Consider the following 15,820-nt stretch of genomic DNA (forward strand, 5'->3'; position numbering starts at 1 on the left):
CGTCGATCATCTCGGCGCGCACGGCATCGGCCACCGCCTGCAGCTCGCCTTCCGGCACCGTCCGCAGATCCGACGGCTCGTTCACACGATCCAGCAACGCTGATTGCTCAGGGGTGATCGCCAATGCTCGCACTCGCTTGTCTATTGTGCCGCCCGTCGCGCCGATCCAGACCGAACACCGCACGGGCCTTGAGCGGGGCGAAACCGTATGAGATCCCGGATGCCGCCGCTATCAGGATAGTTCCAGTTACGAACGATCGGCGCCTGGATCAATGTCGGAGAGACGCTTTTTTCCAGTTTAGTGCCCTTGCCGCCACATGAGGTCATCCGTTGAGCGTCGCTCGTCTGTGCAAGATCCTGCTCATCTCAGTCTTCCCATACTGTGGCCAAGCTTTGGCCGAACCACGCGCGCCGGACGGCAACCTGGATTTTCCGTGTAACTTCCTCGGCCTCTGCCCCGCCCGCACGGTACCGGGCGGCCCCGACCGTGATGTGCGGCCCTTTGTCGACAGCCTCGGCCGGCCCTGCGCCCGCCGCGACCGGCCGACCCCGGAGGGCACGCGCCACGTCAGGGCCTGCTGGTGAGGATTGTCCGTTTCGCGGTCCTTGTCCTCGCCGCCGTCACGCTCACAGAAACGGCCGCGGCGCAGACCTGCCCCGCGCTGTTCGCGGACGGGCAGGCGCCGGTACTGGTCAACCCGAAGCTCGTCGAGCGCACGCAGGCCCTGTGCTTCGAGGCCTTCGCGGTGCTGCATTCCGGTGTGACCCGGACGCCACTCTACTCCGCCGAACACCTGACCCGCGACAGCGTCGCCGCCGCGCGGAGCGTTGCGCGGGACGATTCCTTCCACGAGGAGACACGCCTGCCCCCGGAATGGCGCGCGCGCCTGGAGGATTACGTCCGCAGCGGCTTCGACCGGGGCCATCTCTCCCCGGCCGGCGACATGCCGACGGAATCGGCGCAGGCACAATCCTTCAGCCTCGCCAACATCGTTCCGCAGGACAGGACGATGAACCGCGGCATCTGGAGCGACATCGAGGAAGGCACCCGCCGCCTCGCGACCCGGCGCGGTTCGCTCTATGTCGTGACCGGCGTGGTCTTCGGAGGCGAGTCCTTGCGCGAGATCGGCGCGGGCGTCCTCGTGCCGACGCAGCTCTACAAGGCGCTCTACGACCCCGCGAGCGGGGAGGCGGGCGCCTATCTCGTCGCGAATGCCGCCGGACGGGACTATCGGACCCTGTCCCTCGAAGAGCTTCGCACGGCGACGGGCGTCGACGTGTTTCCAAATCTCCCGCCAGCCGCAAAGGCGAAGGCGATGCCTCTCCCGGAGCCTCGTGCCCTGTCGCGCGAAGGCGGGGAGCGACGACCGAACGGGACGCATGAGACCGCCTGGCGCGACTGGCTGTGGCGCGAGGCGATGCGGATCGTCAGAAAGGCCATCCGCGATCTGTTGCGTGGCATCTTCTGAGGCGACGATGACGAAATCGAAGGCCGAGCATTTCGAACCCTTCGCGGACGATGCCTCCGTGCGCAGTATCGGCGGGCTGTCCATCGAGAACGGGACGGAGCGGATCGCCCTGCACGGGTCCCTCGACATCACCCGCGACCAAGCGGGGCTCGCGGCGGCACGGACGCTCCGCGAGACGTTCGACGCCATCGTGCGCAGTCTCGAAGGGCATGACCTGCCGGAGCAGGTGGCCGAAGCCGCCGAGGCGCCGCCGCGCGAGGTGAAGAACCCCTTCGCCTGAGCGGGGAGGGCGGGAGCGATCCTTGCCGCTCTCCGACCGTCCTGATACTCGGGGCGGATCATAAATTCTGACTCGCGCGACAGGGCCGGCCGAGATGCCCGCCGCCGCACGCCGCGACTCGAACCTTACCCCGAACGCAAGGACGACCCGCGATGGCCCGCGAATTCATCTATCACATGAAGGGGCTGACCAAGGCCTATACCGGCGGCAAGAAGATCCTCGATAACGTCAACCTGTCGTTCTACCCCGATGCCAAGATCGGCGTGCTGGGCGTCAACGGCGCCGGCAAGTCGACCCTGCTCAAGATCATGGCCGGCATCGACACGGATTTCACCGGCGACGGCTGGGTCGCCCAGGGCGCCCGCGTCGGCTACCTGCCGCAGGAGCCGCATCTCGATCCGAACAAGTCGGTCCGCGAGAACGTGATGGAGGGCGTGGCCGAGAAGCAGGCGATGCTCGACCGCTACAACGAGCTCGCCATGAACTACTCGGAGGAAACCGCCGACGAGATGACCGAGCTTCAGGACCGGATCGAGACCCTCGGCCTGTGGGAGCTCGACTCGAAGGTCGATCAGGCGATGGAGGCCCTCGGCTGCCCGAGCGATGAGCAGCCCGTCGCCACCCTCTCGGGCGGCGAGCGCCGCCGCATCGCCCTGTGCCGCCTGCTGCTGTGGGAGCCGGAGCTTCTGCTCCTCGACGAGCCGACCAACCACCTCGACGCCGAGACGGTGAACTGGCTGGAAGGCCACCTGCGCCAGTATCCCGGCGCCATCCTGATCGTGACCCACGATCGCTACTTCCTCGACAACGTGACGAGCTGGATCCTCGAACTGGATCGCGGCAAGGGTATCCCCTACGAGGGCAACTACTCTTCCTGGCTGGTGCAGAAGCAGAAGCGCCTGGAGCAGGAGGGCCGCGAGGACATGGCCCGCCAGCGCTCCATCGCCCGCGAGCAGGAATGGATCTCGGCCTCTCCGAAGGCCCGCCAGACCAAGTCCAAGGCGCGCATCACCCGTTACGAGGAACTCGTGGCGAAGCAGGCACAGAAGGTCGACGCCACGGCGCAGATCGTTATCCCGATCACCGAGCGGCTGGGCCAGAACGTCATCGAGTTCAACAAGCTCTCGAAGGCCTTCGGTGACCGCCTGCTGATCGAGGACCTGTCGTTCAAGCTGCCGCCGGGCGGCATCGTCGGCGTGATCGGCCCGAACGGCGCCGGCAAGACCACCCTGTTCAAGATGATCACCGGCCAGGAGAAGCCCGACGACGGGGAGATCAAGGTCGGCGAAAGCGTCCACCTCGGCTACGTCGACCAGAGCCGCGACGCCCTCGACCCCAACTCGACCGTCTGGCAGGAGATCTCGGGCGGCAACGACATCCTGTATTTCAACAAGCGCGAGATCAATTCGCGGGCCTATTGCGCGGCCTTCGCCTTCAAGGGTCCCGATCAGCAGAAGAAGGTCGGCACCCTTTCGGGCGGCGAGCGCAACCGCGTCCACCTCGCCGCGACCCTGCGCAAGGGCGGCAACGTCCTGCTCCTCGACGAGCCGACCAACGACCTCGACATGGAAACCCTCCGCGCCCTCGAAGAGGGTCTGGAGGATTACGCCGGCTGCGCGGTGATCATCAGCCACGATCGCTGGTTCCTGAACCGCATCGCGACCCACATCCTCGCCTTCGAGGGCGACAGCCACGTCGAGTGGTTCGAGGGCAACTTCTCGGATTACGAGCAGGACAAGATGCGCCGCCTCGGCGCGGATTCGATCATGCCGAAGAAGATCAAGTACAAGCGGTTCTCCCGCTGAGGCGCCAAGTCCCGGCGGCATCGCGCCGCCGGGGCCGTTTACGCGGAACCTTCATGGCCCGCCGGGCTTGCTTGGCGGCGGCGGCGACGGGATGCAGCGGCCGTTGGACAGCCGCATGCCGGATCGCCGTTCACTCTTCCTCGGCCTCGCGGCCGCCCTGGCCGTGTCGCCCGCGCGGGCGGTCGGCGCGCCGGAACGCATAAGCCTGTGGCCCTCGACGCCCCCCGGCGGGGGAGGGCCCATGGGTCCGCTGCGCCGTGACGACAGCGGTGCCGCGAGCAACATCTCGATCCCCATTCTCGAAGCCTTCGTGCCGGAGAAGCCGACCGGCGTCGCCATGCTCGTCGCGGGCGGTGGCGGCTATGCCCGGATCGGCCTCGTGAAGGAGGCTTATCCGGCCGCCTATTGGCTCGCCGCCCAGGGGATTACCGCCTTCGTCCTCACCTATCGCCTGCCGCGCGAGGGTTGGAACGACGGACCGATCGTCTCCCTTCAGGATGTGCAGCGTGGGCTTCGCCTGATCCGCGCGCAGGCCGACCGGTTCCGCATCGATCCCGCGCGCATCGGGGTGATGGGCTTCTCGGCCGGCGGCCACCTCGCCGGCATGGCCGCCGCCCGCTCGGCCTTCCGCTCGTATGAGCCCGTCGATGCGGCGGACGAGGGCTCGGCCCGGCCGGATTTCGCGAGCCTCATCTATCCGGTCGTCTCGGTGCAGGCGCCGAACGACAGGACCACCACCCGCCGCTCGCTTGTCGGCGAGACACCGAGCCAAGCGGACAGCGAGGCATGGTCGCTGCAGACCTATGTCCGGGCCGGCTGCCCGCCGATCTTCCTCGTCCAGGCGGACGACGACAAGGTGATCAGCGCCGAGCACAGCCGCATTCTCGATGCGGCCTGCAAGGCGGCCCAGGTGCCGGTGGAGTATCACCGCTTCGCCGTGGGCGGTCACGGATTTGGGATCGGCCAGTCGGACACCCCCGTCGCCCTCTGGCCCCGCCTGTGCAGGCTGTGGCTCTCCAGCATCGCGCTGATGCGGTGAGTGATGGACGCCCCGGCACCGAACAGGACGGGCGGCGCATGGATCGATGCGGCCCCCAAGCAGGCGGCGCGCAAGCGCGATCCGCGGGTCGATGTGCTGCGCGGACTCGCGTTGCTGATGATCTTCATCGACCACATTCCGCGCAACGTGCCGGCGAACTTCACGCTGCATAATCTCGGATTCTCGGACGCCGCCGAAATCTTCGTGCTGCTCGCGGGCTACTCCTCGATGGTGGCCTATGGCGGGATGTTCCGAAGAGCGGGCATCGCGACCACGCTGAAGCGGATCGCGAAGCGCTGCTTTCGGATCTACCTGTTTCAGGCGGGGCTGCTGATCGCGACGCTGCTCATCGTCCGCGTCTGGATGAACATGACCGGTCTGGTGCCGCGCTTCGGGGTGAAGCCGCTGCTCGAAATGGGGCTGTGGGAGGGAATGCTGCGCGGCCTCTCCCTCAACGCCCTGCCGAACTATCTCGACATCCTGCCGCTCTACATCATCCTGCTGGCGCTGTTCCCCCTCGTCTATCTCGGCATCACGCGGGGCATGTGGGGGGCGCTCGCGCTATCGGGGACGATCTGGCTCGCGGCCAATGTCGATCACCAGCTCAACCTGCCGAACGCCGCCGCCGTCGATGACGGGTGGTACTTCAATCCGTTCGCGTGGCAGTTCCTGTTCGTGATCGGCGCCTGTCTCGCCGTGGCGGTGCGGAACGGCGGGGGCTTCCTGCCCCGATACCCCGTGCTGATCGTGCTGGCCGCCTGCTACCTGATCTTCTCGTTCTTCCAGGCCGGATCCTGGGCCGAATGGGGCCTGCCCGACCTCCGGCCCTTTGCGATGGAGCCTCCCGACAAAAGCCATGTCGTGCCGTTGCGGCTCATCGACATCCTGGCGCTCGGCTACCTGCTCTTCTGTTTCCCGGCGATCCGCGCGCTGTCGGAGCGGCCGTTCTTGCGTGCGGCGGAGGCCTGCGGAAAGCATTCGCTGGAGATCTTCGCGGCGGGATGCCTCGCCGCCCTGATCGGCCGCATCCTCTATCGGACCTTCGAGCCGCTCTGGTGGTTGCAGATCCTCGTCAACGCAGGCGGGCTCGCGCTGATGCTGGGCCTCGGCCTCTGGTTCGATGCGCGGGAGAAGCGCCGCGCCGCCCGGAAAGAGAGGGCCTGATGCCGCCGATGCGCCGCAAGGGCGACTTGCCCACGAAGATCTGCGCGCAATGCGGTCGCCCCTTCGCGTGGCGCAAGAAGTGGGAGCGTGTCTGGGACGAGGTTCGCTACTGCTCCGACCGCTGCCGCAGCGAGGCCAAGCGGGCGAAATGATCTTGCGCCTCCGCGAGCGTATCCCGCGTGTCGATGTCGAGGCAGGTCGAGGCATCGCCGTCGATCTCGACGACATCCGGGCGCCCGGCGAGAAGCGGGCCGGCGCCCCTGTCGCCCGCGAGCGAGCCGATCTCGTCTCGCAGCAGATGCAGGTTGAGCAGGACCGGGTTGCCCCGCCGCCCGCCATGGACCGGCACGATGGCTGCGGGTTTCGGCACTGCCTGCGCAAAGGTCTGCGCGAGCCGGTCGATGAGGTCGGGGCGCACCAGCGGCATATCGCCGAGCATGACGATTACAGCCTCGCACTCGGGCAGCGCGGCTAGTCCGGCCTTCAGTGAGGTGGAGAGCCCTTCCGCATAGGCGCCGTTTCGCACCAGCGTGAGATCGAGACCCGAGAGGGCCGCGTCCACCGCCGCGCCATGAGCGCCGAGCACTGCGACCACCGGCCTGGGCCGGGCGGCGAGGGCCGCCTCGGCCGCCCGCCGCACCAGGGGAACGCCGTCGAGCATTGCGAGGAGCTTCGGCTCCGCGCCGAACCGGCTGCCGTGCCCGGCGGCGAGGAGGATCGTGCCGATCCTACTCATCGTCGCCGGCCGCCGTGCCGCCGGCGCGGGGCTGGGGCCGGGAGACGATCTCCATCAGCAGCCCGCCGACGCCCAGCGCGACGATATCCGCCCGGCCGACCGCCACGTTCGCGAGCAGGCGGTGAAGGATCCAATCGAAGCCGTTCTCCTTGGGCGAGCGGGCGCAGCCCGGCGCGCCGATCACCGGCACGTCGCCCCGCGAGCCCAGAAGCAGAAGGTTTCCGGGATCGACCGGCATGCCGAGATGATCCACCCGCCCGCCGGCCTGTTCGATTCCGGTCGGGATCACGTCGCGCCGATCCGCGATGGCCGAAGCGCCGAACACGACGGCGAGGTCGGCCCCGGCGCCGTCGATGACCTCCGCGAGGCCGGAGGCGACGCCATCCGCCGTGTGAGCGACCCGTGTCTCGGAGACGATCTCCGCACCGGCCGGCGCGAGGCGTTCGGCCAGGACGCGGAGCGTCTTGTCGATGGTCGAATCCTTCAACGCGGCGAGCCGCGTCGAGACGACGCCGACGCGCCGCCGCCTGTAGGGCGCCACTGCGACGGCGCCGGCCTCGCCCTCGGCGCAGGCACGGGCCAGCGTCGCACTGCCGACCGCGTAGGGGATGATCTTCACCGTGGCGACCATCTCGCCCTCGGCGACCGGCTTGTAGGCCGGCAATGTCGCGACGGTCACGGATTCGTCCACGCCGTTCACGGCGTCGATCCGCCCCCGGTCGATGAGGAGGATGCCCGACGCCATCGCGAAGAGGTTGCAGCGGCCGGTGAACGGCTCCTCCACCCGCAGGTTCTCGCCGGCCAGGATCGCGGCGAGCCGCCCCGCTGCCGCGTCCTCGCCCACGTCGTCGGCGTCGAGGGAGACTGCCACCACGTCGCGCACGCCGTCCGCCGCCAGCTTGGAGGCTATGTCCGGGGTGATGATCGAGCCCTTGCGCAGGGTTTCGCCGCCGCTGCGCAGGGAGTGCGCGGAGATAAGCCCAGCGGATTCCGCCACCGGGACAAGACCGAACCTCACGCGACCTCCGGCCTGGGAGCGCGCCGCAACTCCGCAACGATCTCCGAGAGGACGGAGAGCGCGATCTCGGCCGGGCTCACCGCGCCGATGGCCAAGCCGATCGGCGCGTGGATGCGCCCGATCTCGGCGTCCGAGAATCCGGCTTGGGTGAGCCGCGCGACGCGGGCGGCATGGGTCTTCCGCGAGCCGAGGGCGCCGATATAGAAGCAGCCCGCCCGCAGGCCCGCCGCCAGGGCGGGATCGTCGATCTTCGGATCGTGGGTGAGGGCGGCCAGGGCGCAATAGCGGTCGAGGGGCGGCACCCGACCGCCGAACGCGGCATCCGGCCATTCCGCCACGAGGTCGACCCCGGGGAATCGCTCCGGCGTGGCGAAGGCGGTGCGCGGGTCGATCACCGTCAGCGCGAGATCGAGGGCGGCAGCCATCGGGGCCATCGCCTGCGAGATATGGACGGCGCCGATCACCACGAGCCGCACCGGGGGCACCTGCACGGTCAGGAAGGCTTGCCCCTCGCCGGTCTCGACGAGGCCGCTCTTGCCGGAGGCGAGGTGCCTGCGCAGCATTTCAGCCAGGGGATCGGCCTCGATCTCGGCTTCGCGCACGAGGCGCTGGCGTCCATCCGGGATCGCCGTAATGAGGATGGACGCCCGCCGGGCGGCGCGCTCCTCATTCAGGGCAGCGAGAATTGCGGCGCGCATCAGTCGACCCGTTCCACGAAGACGCGGATGCGCCCCCCGCAGGAGAGGCCCGCTCGCCACGCCGTTTCGTCGGCGACACCGAATTCGAGCACGCGCGGCTGGCCGTTCTCGATCACGTCGGCGGCCTCCACCATCACCTCGCCCTCGACGCAGCCGCCGGAAACCGAGCCGAGGAAATTGCCCTCTCCGTCGATGACGAGATGGCTGCCCACCGGCCGGGGCGCCGAGCCCCAGGTCTCGATGACGGTGGCGAGGGCGACGTCGCGGCCCTCGTGCCGCCAGGTTTGGGCGGCGGTGAGAATGTCGGTATCGGTGCTGAGCATGGCCGCGCGCCTTGTCGGGAGGCGGGCCGGGCCCGCTCGGACAGAGGTATGGCCGCCGCGCCGCAGCGCAAGTCGCCCGAGCTTGACGCCCGAGCTTGGCGCCCGACCTTGGCGCCTCATGCGCCGGCCGGTAGAAGGTGATCCCGCTTGGTGATCCCGCTTGGGGCCGGAGCCCATGCCGTTCAACGCCGAGATCACCCGCCGCCGGGGACGCGGCACGTGAACGCCGAGGATCCCGCCCTCGCGCGCATGCGGCGTGCGGCCGAGACGCCGGCCCGTGCCCTGTCCGCCCCGCGCCGCCAGCTGAAGCGCCTGTCCCGGGCCATCGGCGATGCCCTGCCCAAGGGCCTCTACGCGCGCTCGCTCATCATCATCATCGCGCCGATGGTGCTGCTGCAATCGGTGATTGCCTACACCTTCATGGAGCGCCACTGGCAGCTCGTGACGAAGCGGCTCTCCGCGTCCGTGGTGGCGGATGTCGCGGCGCTCATCGACATCTACGAGAGCTATCCGCAGGACAAGGACGCCGACACCCTCTCGCGGATCGCGGGCGAGCGCTTGAACCTCGATCTCGACATCCTCGACGGCGCCAAGCTGCCGCCGCCGGGGCCGAGGCCGTTCTTCTCGATTCTCGACGAGGCGCTCTCGGACGAGATCAAGCGGCAGATCCGGCGGCCGTTCTGGATCGACACGGTGGGACGCTCGAACCTGATCGAGATCCGCGTCGCGATTCCCCAGGGGGTGATGCGCATCACCGCCCGGCGCAGCCAGGCCTACGCCTCGAACTCGCACATCTTCCTCGTCTGGATGATGGGGTCGTCGCTGGTGCTGCTCGGCGTCGCGATCCTGTTCCTGCGCAACCAGATCAAGCCGATCCTGCGGCTCGCCGCCGTGGCGGAGGGCTTCGGCAAGGGCCGCGAGATCGAGTTCCGCCCCCGCGGCGCCCGCGAGGTGCGCCAAGCCGGGCACGCTTTCATCGAGATGAAACGGCGCATCGAGCGGGCGATGGAGCAGCGCACGACGATGCTCAACGGCGTCAGCCACGACCTGCGCACCATCCTCACGCGGTTCAGGCTCTCGCTCGCGCTCTTCGAGAGCAGCGACGAGATCGACGACCTGACGCGCGACGTCGATGAGATGAGCCGGATGCTCGAAGGCTACCTCGCCTTCGCGCGGGGCGATTCCGCGGAGACCGCCACGCAGACCGACATGCGTGCCCTCCTCGAAGACCTGCGCACCGATGTCGAGCGTCTGGGCGCCCATGTGCTGGAGGTCGAACTGGCGGGCCGCCCCTTCGTGACCGTCCGGCCCGATGCCTTCCGGCGCTGCCTGTTCAACCTCGCCTCCAACGCCGCCCGCTACGGCGAAACGGTGTCGATCACCGGCAAGCTGGAGACCCGCAGCCTCTTCGTCTCCATCGACGACGATGGCCCCGGTATTCCGCCGGAATGCCGGGAGGACGTGTTCAAGCCCTTCGTTCGCCTCGACGACGCGCGGCAGGATGCCGGCGGGTCCGGCCTCGGCCTCGCCATCGCCCGCGACATCGCCCGCGCCCATGGCGGCGACATCACCCTGCACGACAGCCCCCTCGGCGGCCTGCGCGCCACCGTCCGGGTGCCGGCCTGATCGCTCAGGCGTCGGCGGGACCGCGCAGCCGGGTATATTCGCTCTGGACGCTGCCCATCAGGTGATGGATGCTCGCGGGATCGAGCCGCGCCCGGGTCAGGCGCTCGAGGAGGCTTGCCTCGCCCTGCCACGCATAGCCGTGATCGAAGGGGAGGTGGCGCAGCAGCAGCGGGCTCACCACCCGATTCCGCCGGTAGGCAGGATGCCGCACGAGGCGCGCGATCTGGCGGACGAGGGAATCGAGGTCGCCCGATCCGCTGGGAGAACCCGACCGATTCGCGGACGAAAACTGCATAGCAATCCCCCTGTCTCCTCGTGATCTGTTTTGAAGCAGCTCCTGTAAATAAATCACTTGCATCGACATCCAGTGCCGCGATGCCGCCGCTCCGGCCAATCTCCCGCCGCACGGGGGGTGCCAACCGTCGCCGTGCGATGCTATGCAGGATACCTCACAGCCTGAGGCGCCCTTCGCGCCAGTTACCGAGTGCCCCGCATGAACCCGCTCGTCCCGCTGTTCATCCTCATCTGCCTGCCGCTCACGGCGATCGGTTTGGTGCTCTACACGGATACGGGCATCGAGCCGGCGCTGTTCTACGCCTCGGTGAAGACCTTCATCATCCTCGGCGCCGTCTCGGTCGGCATGTCCTTTGCGGCGATGAAGCTGTCCGAGCGCACGAAGCCCTGAGGCGCCTCAGGCGGCTCGGCTTTCGTAGACGACGTTTCCGGCCCGGAGGCCGCCATGCTCCACGTTGTTCCCGCCTTCTCCCGCATCGGCGAGGAGAACGCCTTCGCCGTGCTCGCCCGCGCCCAGGCGTTGGCGGCGCAGGGGCGCGATATCATCAACCTCGGCATCGGCCAGCCCGACATGCCGACCCCGGCCCATGTGGTCGAGGCCGGCATCAAGGCCCTGCGCGACGGGCACCATGGCTACACGCCGGCCACGGGCATCCTCCCCCTGCGGGAGGCGATCACGCGTGACATCCTCCGCCGCCACGGCGTCGAGGTCTCGCCCGAATCGGTGATGGTGGTACCGGGCGGCAAGGTCACCATGTTCATGGCGATCCTGATGTTCGGTGAGCCGGGCGCCGAGATCCTGTACCCGGACCCCGGCTTCCCGATCTACCGCTCGATGATCGAGTACACCGGCGCGACGCCGGTGCCGGTGCCGATCCGCGAGGAGAACGGCTTCGCCTTCTCGGCGGCGGAAACGCTCTCGCTCATCACGCCGAAGACGCGGCTCCTGATCGTCAACTCGCCGGCCAACCCGTGCGGCGGCGTCAGTCCGAAGACGGAGATCGACGCTCTCGTGAAGGGCCTCGCCGATCATCCCGATGTCGCGGTGCTCTCGGACGAGATCTACGGCACCATGACCTATGACGGGGAGGCGCATCACTCCCTGCTCAAGTATCCCGAGATCCGCGACAGGCTGATCTATCTCGACGGCGCATCGAAGACTTACGCCATGACCGGCTGGCGGCTCGGCTGGTCGGTGTGGCCGAAGCCCCTCTACGACAATGCGCGCAAGCTCGCGGTGAACGCCCATTCCTGCGTCAACGCCGCCACGCAATGGGCCGGCATTGCCGCCCTCGACGGCCCGCAGGATTGCGTGGCCGAGATGGTGGCCGAGTTCGACCGGCGCCGTTCCATCGTGGTCGACGGCCTGAACGCCCTGCCGGGAATCTCCTGCATAGTGCCCAAGGGCGCCTTCTACGCCTTCCCGAACGTCTCCCGCACCGGCTGGAAGGCCAAGGCGCTGGCCTCGGCGCTCTTGGACGAAGCGGGCGTCGCCACGATCGGCGGCCCGGATTTCGGAATTCACGGCGAAGGCTTCATCCGCCTGTCCTACGCCAACTCGGCGGAGAACATCCGCCGCGCGCTGGAAAGGATGAAGGAGTTCCTGGAAAGCCGGACGGCGGGTTAGCCTTCGCAGCGCATCGTCGTTGCGAGCGGAGCGAAGCAATCCAGGGATCCGCCATATCCGGTCAGGTCCCGCAGCCCTGGATTGCTTCGCTGTCGCTCGCAAAGACGGTCGAGCAGGCGATCCCAATCAAACCGAAACCGCTCTACCCCACCACCCGCAAATCGTCCCCAACCGCCAGCGCACCCCCGGCGATGATCTCCATGTAGACGCCGAGGTCGCGGTGGCCCTGGTGCTTGTCGATGGTCCAGGGAATGTCGAGGTCGCGGGTTCCGGTGTCCGGGTCGACATTGGTGGCAGCGCAGCGCACCGTCCGCTTCGTCACCTTGAACCGCAGCCCGCTCGGCGCCTCGATCACCCGACCGAGCATCTCGAGTTCGGCGAAGGGCGCCAAACCCTCCACCAGCAGGTTGCCCCGGAAGCGCAGGGGATTCACCGGCACGCCGAGTTCGTCCTCCAGCAACTGCACGCTCGCCCGGTTGATGAGCGAGACGTAGCCGATCGGCGAATCGGTGAACCGGTGCTGCGGCGGCGCCTCCAGCACCTTCGGCTCGCCTTTGAGGGAATTGGGCACGAAGCGGCGCAGGAAGTCTTCCAGCGCCCCGCGCCCCTCCGCCGTGTCGAGCTTGGCGGCGAGCGTTTCGCCGTTGCCCTCGACATGCAGGGTGGCGGTCTCGTCCTCATAGCGGGTGCGCAGCCGGGCGAGGGCTTCGTCCCGCATCAGCATCAGGTATTTCGTCTTCGGCTGGTGCAGGTAGGCCACCGGATTGAAGCCTGACGGTCCGTTCTCGATGGCATAGAGGCGGTCGCCGGGGAAGAACCCGCTCGTCTCCAGATCGACGCGCTCCACCCTCTCGGGGCTCAAGCCTTTCACCGGATAACGGTAGAGGGCGCTGATATGAATCAAATCGGTCATACGCGGATTGTGTCCCTAAATTAAGAGGGTGCGCAAGAGCGTGGGCAGGCCTTGTGGTGCGCATATGCAACACCACATCCTTGAGGTCGGCGGCCGTGTGGCGTCGATGCCCTCGCTCGGCGAAACGCCGGAGGGCGACGTTTCGGTGGCGCCGCGCCTCGCGTGGGCGGCGGATGCCGGTACGGGAGAGGCAACGGATGAATTTCGAGAAGTACACAGAACGGGCCCGCGGCTTCGTGCAGGCGGCGCAGAACCTCGCGATGCGCGAAGGGCACCCTCAATTGCAGCCGGGCCACCTGCTGAAGGTCCTGCTCGACGATCCCGAGGGTCTTTGCGCCGGCCTCATCGACCGGGCCGGCGGCCAGTCCCGCGTGGCCCTGGCGCAGACCGAGCAGTGGCTCGCCAAGCAGCCGAAGGTGTCCGGCAACGCGGCGGCTCCCCAGGCGACGCGCGAACTCGTGCGTCTGTTCGACACCGCCGAGAGCGCCGCGCAGAAGGCCGGCGATTCCTACGTCACCGTGGAGCGTCTTCTGCTCGCCGTCGCGGTGGAGAAGGACTCCGAAGCCGGCCGCGCGCTTCAGGCCGCCGGGGTGACACCTGCGTCGCTGAACGCGGCGATCAACGCCCTGCGCAAGGGTCGCACCGCCGACAATGCCAGCGCCGAGAACAGCTACGATGCGCTGAAGAAGTATGCCCGCGACCTCACCGAGGCGGCGCGTGAAGGCAAGCTCGATCCGGTCATCGGCCGGGACGAGGAGATCCGGCGCACCATCCAGGTCCTGTCCCGGCGCACCAAGAACAACCCGGTGCTGATCGGCGAGCCGGGCGTCGGCAAGACCGCCATCGTGGAGGGTCTGGCGCTGCGCATCGTCGATGGTGACGTGCCCGAATCCCTCAAGGAGAAAAGCCTGCTCGCCCTCGACATGGGTTCGCTGATCGCGGGTGCGAAGTATCGCGGCGAGTTCGAGGAGCGGCTGAAGGGCGTGCTCTCCGAGGTCACGGCGGCCGAGGGCGGGATCATCCTGTTCATCGACGAGATGCACACGCTGGTCGGCGCGGGCAAGGCGGATGGGGCGATGGATGCCTCGAACCTGCTGAAGCCCGCCCTGGCCCGTGGCGAGTTGCACTGCGTCGGCGCGACCACCCTTGAGGAGTACCGCAAGCACGTCGAGAAGGACGCGGCGCTCGCCCGCCGCTTCCAGCCGGTCTTCGTCTCGGAGCCCACCGTGGAGGACACGGTGTCGATCCTGCGCGGCCTGAAGGAGAAGTACGAGCAGCACCACGGCGTGCGCATCCAGGATTCGGCGCTGGTCGCGGCCGCGACGCTTTCGAACCGCTACATCACCGACCGCTTCCTGCCGGACAAGGCCATCGACCTCGTGGACGAGGCCGGCTCGCGGCTGCGGATGCAGGTCGATTCGAAGCCGGAGGAGCTGGACTCCATCGACCGCGAGATCGTGCGCCTCAAGATCGAGGGCGAGGCCCTGAAGAAGGAGACCGATTCCGCCTCCCGCGACCGCCTCGTACGGCTCGAGAAGGAACTCGGCGACCTGGAGGAGCGCTCGGCCGCGATCACGGCGCGCTGGAAGGCCGAGAAGGACAAGCTCGGCACGGCGGCCGACCTCAAGAAGAAGCTCGATGAAGCGCGCAACGAACTCGCCGCCGCCCAGCGGCAGGGGCAGTACCAGCGCGCGGGCGAACTCGCCTACGGCATCATCCCCGGGTTGGAGAAGCAGCTCGCGGACACCGAGAGCACCGAGAACGGTCGCGGCCTGATGGAGGAGGCGGTCACGCCCAGCCATATCGCGGGCGTCGTCTCGCGCTGGACCGGCGTGCCCGTCGACAAGATGCTCGAAGGCGAGCGCGAGAAGCTGCTGGCGATGGAGACGGCGCTGGGCAAGCGCGTCGTCGGCCAGCGCGAGGCGGTCGAGGCCGTGGCGACCGCGGTCCGCCGGGCGCGCGCCGGGTTGCAGGATCCGAACCGGCCCATCGGCTCGTTCATGTTCCTCGGCCCGACGGGTGTCGGCAAGACGGAGCTGACCAAGGCGCTGGCCGGCTTCCTGTTCGACGACGACACCGCGCTCGTGCGCATCGACATGTCCGAGTACATGGAGAAGCACGCGGTCGCCCGGCTGATCGGCGCGCCTCCCGGCTATGTCGGCTACGAGGAGGGCGGCGCGCTGACCGAGGCGGTGCGGCGCCGGCCATACCAGGTCGTGCTGTTCGATGAGGTCGAGAAGGCGCACCCGGACGTGTTCAACGTCCTGCTGCAGGTGCTCGACGACGGACGCCTGACGGACGGGCAGGGGCGGACGGTGGATTTCCGCAACACGCTCCTGATCATGACCTCGAATCTCGGGGCGGAATACCTCGTGAACCAGCCCGCCGGGCAGGACACGGAGGCCGTGCGCGACGAGGTGATGGGCGTGGTCCGCAGCCACTTCCGGCCGGAATTCCTGAACCGGGTCGATGAGATCATCCTGTTCCACCGCCTCAAGCGGGAGGAAATGGGGTCGATCGTGGAGATCCAGCTCGGGCGGCTCCAGAAGCTCCTGGACGAGCGCAAGATCGTCCTCGAAGTCGATGAGGACGCGCGCAACTGGCTCGCCGACAAGGGTTACGACCCGGCCTACGGGGCGCGACCGCTGAAGCGGGTGATCCAGAAGAACGTCCAGGATCCGCTGGCCGAATTGCTGCTCGCGGGAACCATCCACGACGGCGAGCACGTGCCGGTCCATCTCGGCCCGCTCGGCCTGATGATCGGCGATGTGTCGGTGGGCGCCGAGCGGCGCCCTGCGGATGCCACGTTGAACTGAGCGAACGAAGAG

16 protein-coding genes are annotated in these 15,820 nt (G+C 68.3%); 10 read left to right on the forward strand and 6 right to left on the reverse strand.

Going from position 1 to position 15,820, the window contains the following annotated elements:
* Positions 1-575 precede the first annotated feature (575 nt).
* The 6 genes from ACS5Q7_RS17195 (at position 576) to ACS5Q7_RS17220 (ending at position 5,909) form a co-directional block, all read left to right on the forward strand.
* Positions 576-1,469 (forward strand): DNA/RNA non-specific endonuclease, encoded by an 894-nt coding sequence (locus tag ACS5Q7_RS17195; RefSeq protein WP_478340815.1) that lies wholly within the window; start codon positions 576-578, stop codon positions 1,467-1,469.
* Between the two features lie 7 nt (positions 1,470-1,476).
* Positions 1,477-1,749, forward strand: a complete 273-nt coding sequence (locus ACS5Q7_RS17200) for a hypothetical protein (protein ID WP_478340501.1) — start codon at positions 1,477-1,479, stop codon at positions 1,747-1,749.
* Between the two features lie 152 nt (positions 1,750-1,901).
* The gene (gene ettA, locus ACS5Q7_RS17205) at positions 1,902-3,554 is read left to right on the forward strand and encodes an energy-dependent translational throttle protein EttA (RefSeq protein WP_478340502.1); all 1,653 of its coding nucleotides are present in this window, start codon (positions 1,902-1,904) and stop codon (positions 3,552-3,554) included.
* A 115-nt stretch (positions 3,555-3,669) separates the two neighbouring features.
* On the forward strand, positions 3,670-4,593 hold the full coding sequence (locus tag ACS5Q7_RS17210) for an alpha/beta hydrolase (RefSeq protein WP_478340503.1): 924 nt from the start codon (positions 3,670-3,672) through the stop codon (positions 4,591-4,593).
* A 3-nt stretch (positions 4,594-4,596) separates the two neighbouring features.
* Complete coding sequence (locus ACS5Q7_RS17215; RefSeq protein ID WP_478340504.1) at positions 4,597-5,757, forward strand: OpgC family protein; 1,161 nt, start codon at positions 4,597-4,599, stop codon at positions 5,755-5,757.
* Complete coding sequence (locus ACS5Q7_RS17220) at positions 5,757-5,909, forward strand: DUF2256 domain-containing protein (protein ID WP_478340505.1); 153 nt, start codon at positions 5,757-5,759, stop codon at positions 5,907-5,909. The genes ACS5Q7_RS17215 and ACS5Q7_RS17220 overlap by 1 nt, the downstream gene beginning before the upstream one ends.
* Here the strand turns inward: ACS5Q7_RS17220 and ACS5Q7_RS17225 are convergent.
* The 4 genes from ACS5Q7_RS17225 to ACS5Q7_RS17240 are packed head-to-tail and all read right to left on the reverse strand — an operon-like array spanning position 5,864 to position 8,532.
* The gene (locus ACS5Q7_RS17225) at positions 5,864-6,493 is read right to left on the reverse strand and encodes a nucleotidyltransferase family protein (RefSeq protein WP_478340506.1); all 630 of its coding nucleotides are present in this window, start codon (positions 6,491-6,493) and stop codon (positions 5,864-5,866) included. The genes ACS5Q7_RS17220 and ACS5Q7_RS17225 overlap by 46 nt on opposite strands.
* Complete coding sequence (locus tag ACS5Q7_RS17230; RefSeq protein ID WP_478340507.1) at positions 6,486-7,511, reverse strand: molybdopterin-binding protein; 1,026 nt, start codon at positions 7,509-7,511, stop codon at positions 6,486-6,488. The genes ACS5Q7_RS17225 and ACS5Q7_RS17230 overlap by 8 nt, the downstream gene beginning before the upstream one ends.
* A complete protein-coding gene (locus ACS5Q7_RS17235; protein WP_478340508.1) occupies positions 7,508-8,209 on the reverse strand; it encodes an XdhC family protein in 702 nt (233 codons plus the stop codon). The genes ACS5Q7_RS17230 and ACS5Q7_RS17235 overlap by 4 nt, the downstream gene beginning before the upstream one ends.
* Positions 8,209-8,532 carry an XdhC family protein gene (locus ACS5Q7_RS17240; protein WP_478340509.1) on the reverse strand — a complete coding sequence of 108 codons (324 nt, stop codon included), beginning with the start codon at positions 8,530-8,532 and terminating at the stop codon, positions 8,209-8,211. The genes ACS5Q7_RS17235 and ACS5Q7_RS17240 overlap by 1 nt, the downstream gene beginning before the upstream one ends.
* A 249-nt stretch (positions 8,533-8,781) precedes the next feature.
* Between ACS5Q7_RS17240 and ACS5Q7_RS17245 the strand changes: the two genes are divergently transcribed.
* The gene (locus ACS5Q7_RS17245; protein WP_478340816.1) at positions 8,782-10,158 is read left to right on the forward strand and encodes an ATP-binding protein; all 1,377 of its coding nucleotides are present in this window, start codon (positions 8,782-8,784) and stop codon (positions 10,156-10,158) included.
* A 4-nt stretch (positions 10,159-10,162) separates the two neighbouring features.
* Here the strand turns inward: ACS5Q7_RS17245 and ACS5Q7_RS17250 are convergent, their stop codons facing one another.
* Positions 10,163-10,453, reverse strand: coding sequence for a hypothetical protein (locus ACS5Q7_RS17250; protein WP_478340510.1), 291 nt, complete (start codon positions 10,451-10,453; stop codon positions 10,163-10,165).
* Positions 10,454-10,651: 198 nt separating this feature from the next.
* Here ACS5Q7_RS17250 and ACS5Q7_RS17255 point away from each other — a divergent pair, with 198 nt between their 5' ends.
* Both ACS5Q7_RS17255 and ACS5Q7_RS17260 read left to right on the forward strand, forming a co-directional pair.
* Positions 10,652-10,843, forward strand: coding sequence for a hypothetical protein (locus tag ACS5Q7_RS17255; RefSeq protein ID WP_478340511.1), 192 nt, complete (start codon positions 10,652-10,654; stop codon positions 10,841-10,843).
* A gap of 54 nt (positions 10,844-10,897) precedes the next feature.
* Entirely contained in the window at positions 10,898-12,079 is a 1,182-nt protein-coding gene (locus ACS5Q7_RS17260) for a pyridoxal phosphate-dependent aminotransferase (RefSeq protein ID WP_478340512.1), read from the forward strand.
* A 142-nt stretch (positions 12,080-12,221) separates the two neighbouring features.
* Here the strand turns inward: ACS5Q7_RS17260 and ACS5Q7_RS17265 are convergent, their stop codons facing one another.
* The gene (locus ACS5Q7_RS17265; RefSeq protein ID WP_478340513.1) at positions 12,222-12,992 is read right to left on the reverse strand and encodes an MOSC domain-containing protein; all 771 of its coding nucleotides are present in this window, start codon (positions 12,990-12,992) and stop codon (positions 12,222-12,224) included.
* 197 nt (positions 12,993-13,189) lie between these two features.
* On the opposite strand from ACS5Q7_RS17265, the gene clpB reads away from it, so the two are divergent.
* Positions 13,190-15,808 carry an ATP-dependent chaperone ClpB gene (clpB, locus tag ACS5Q7_RS17270; protein ID WP_478340514.1) on the forward strand — a complete coding sequence of 873 codons (2,619 nt, stop codon included), beginning with the start codon at positions 13,190-13,192 and terminating at the stop codon, positions 15,806-15,808.
* The last annotated feature ends 12 nt before the right edge of the window (positions 15,809-15,820 follow it).

This window comes from Methylobacterium sp. Gmos3, assembly GCF_056430985.1.

What these genes read in the sequence shown, in the direction of transcription:
- ACS5Q7_RS17200 (WP_478340501.1), top strand. Translation starts at nt 1,477, where the DNA reads ATGACGAAATCGAAGGCCGAGCATTTCGAACCCTTCGCGGACGATGCC.
- ettA (WP_478340502.1), top strand. Translation starts at nt 1,902, where the DNA reads ATGGCCCGCGAATTCATCTATCACATGAAGGGGCTGACCAAGGCCTAT.
- ACS5Q7_RS17210 (WP_478340503.1), top strand. Translation starts at nt 3,670, where the DNA reads ATGCCGGATCGCCGTTCACTCTTCCTCGGCCTCGCGGCCGCCCTGGCC.
- ACS5Q7_RS17215 (WP_478340504.1), top strand. Translation starts at nt 4,597, where the DNA reads ATGGACGCCCCGGCACCGAACAGGACGGGCGGCGCATGGATCGATGCG.
- ACS5Q7_RS17220 (WP_478340505.1), top strand. Translation starts at nt 5,757, where the DNA reads ATGCCGCCGATGCGCCGCAAGGGCGACTTGCCCACGAAGATCTGCGCG.
- ACS5Q7_RS17225 (WP_478340506.1), bottom strand. Translation starts at nt 6,493, where the DNA reads ATGAGTAGGATCGGCACGATCCTCCTCGCCGCCGGGCACGGCAGCCGG.
- ACS5Q7_RS17235 (WP_478340508.1), bottom strand. Translation starts at nt 8,209, where the DNA reads ATGCGCGCCGCAATTCTCGCTGCCCTGAATGAGGAGCGCGCCGCCCGG.
- ACS5Q7_RS17240 (WP_478340509.1), bottom strand. Translation starts at nt 8,532, where the DNA reads ATGCTCAGCACCGATACCGACATTCTCACCGCCGCCCAAACCTGGCGG.
- ACS5Q7_RS17245 (WP_478340816.1), top strand. Translation starts at nt 8,782, where the DNA reads ATGCGGCGTGCGGCCGAGACGCCGGCCCGTGCCCTGTCCGCCCCGCGC.
- ACS5Q7_RS17250 (WP_478340510.1), bottom strand. Translation starts at nt 10,453, where the DNA reads ATGCAGTTTTCGTCCGCGAATCGGTCGGGTTCTCCCAGCGGATCGGGC.
- ACS5Q7_RS17255 (WP_478340511.1), top strand. Translation starts at nt 10,652, where the DNA reads ATGAACCCGCTCGTCCCGCTGTTCATCCTCATCTGCCTGCCGCTCACG.
- ACS5Q7_RS17260 (WP_478340512.1), top strand. Translation starts at nt 10,898, where the DNA reads ATGCTCCACGTTGTTCCCGCCTTCTCCCGCATCGGCGAGGAGAACGCC.
- ACS5Q7_RS17265 (WP_478340513.1), bottom strand. Translation starts at nt 12,992, where the DNA reads ATGACCGATTTGATTCATATCAGCGCCCTCTACCGTTATCCGGTGAAA.
- clpB (WP_478340514.1), top strand. Translation starts at nt 13,190, where the DNA reads ATGAATTTCGAGAAGTACACAGAACGGGCCCGCGGCTTCGTGCAGGCG.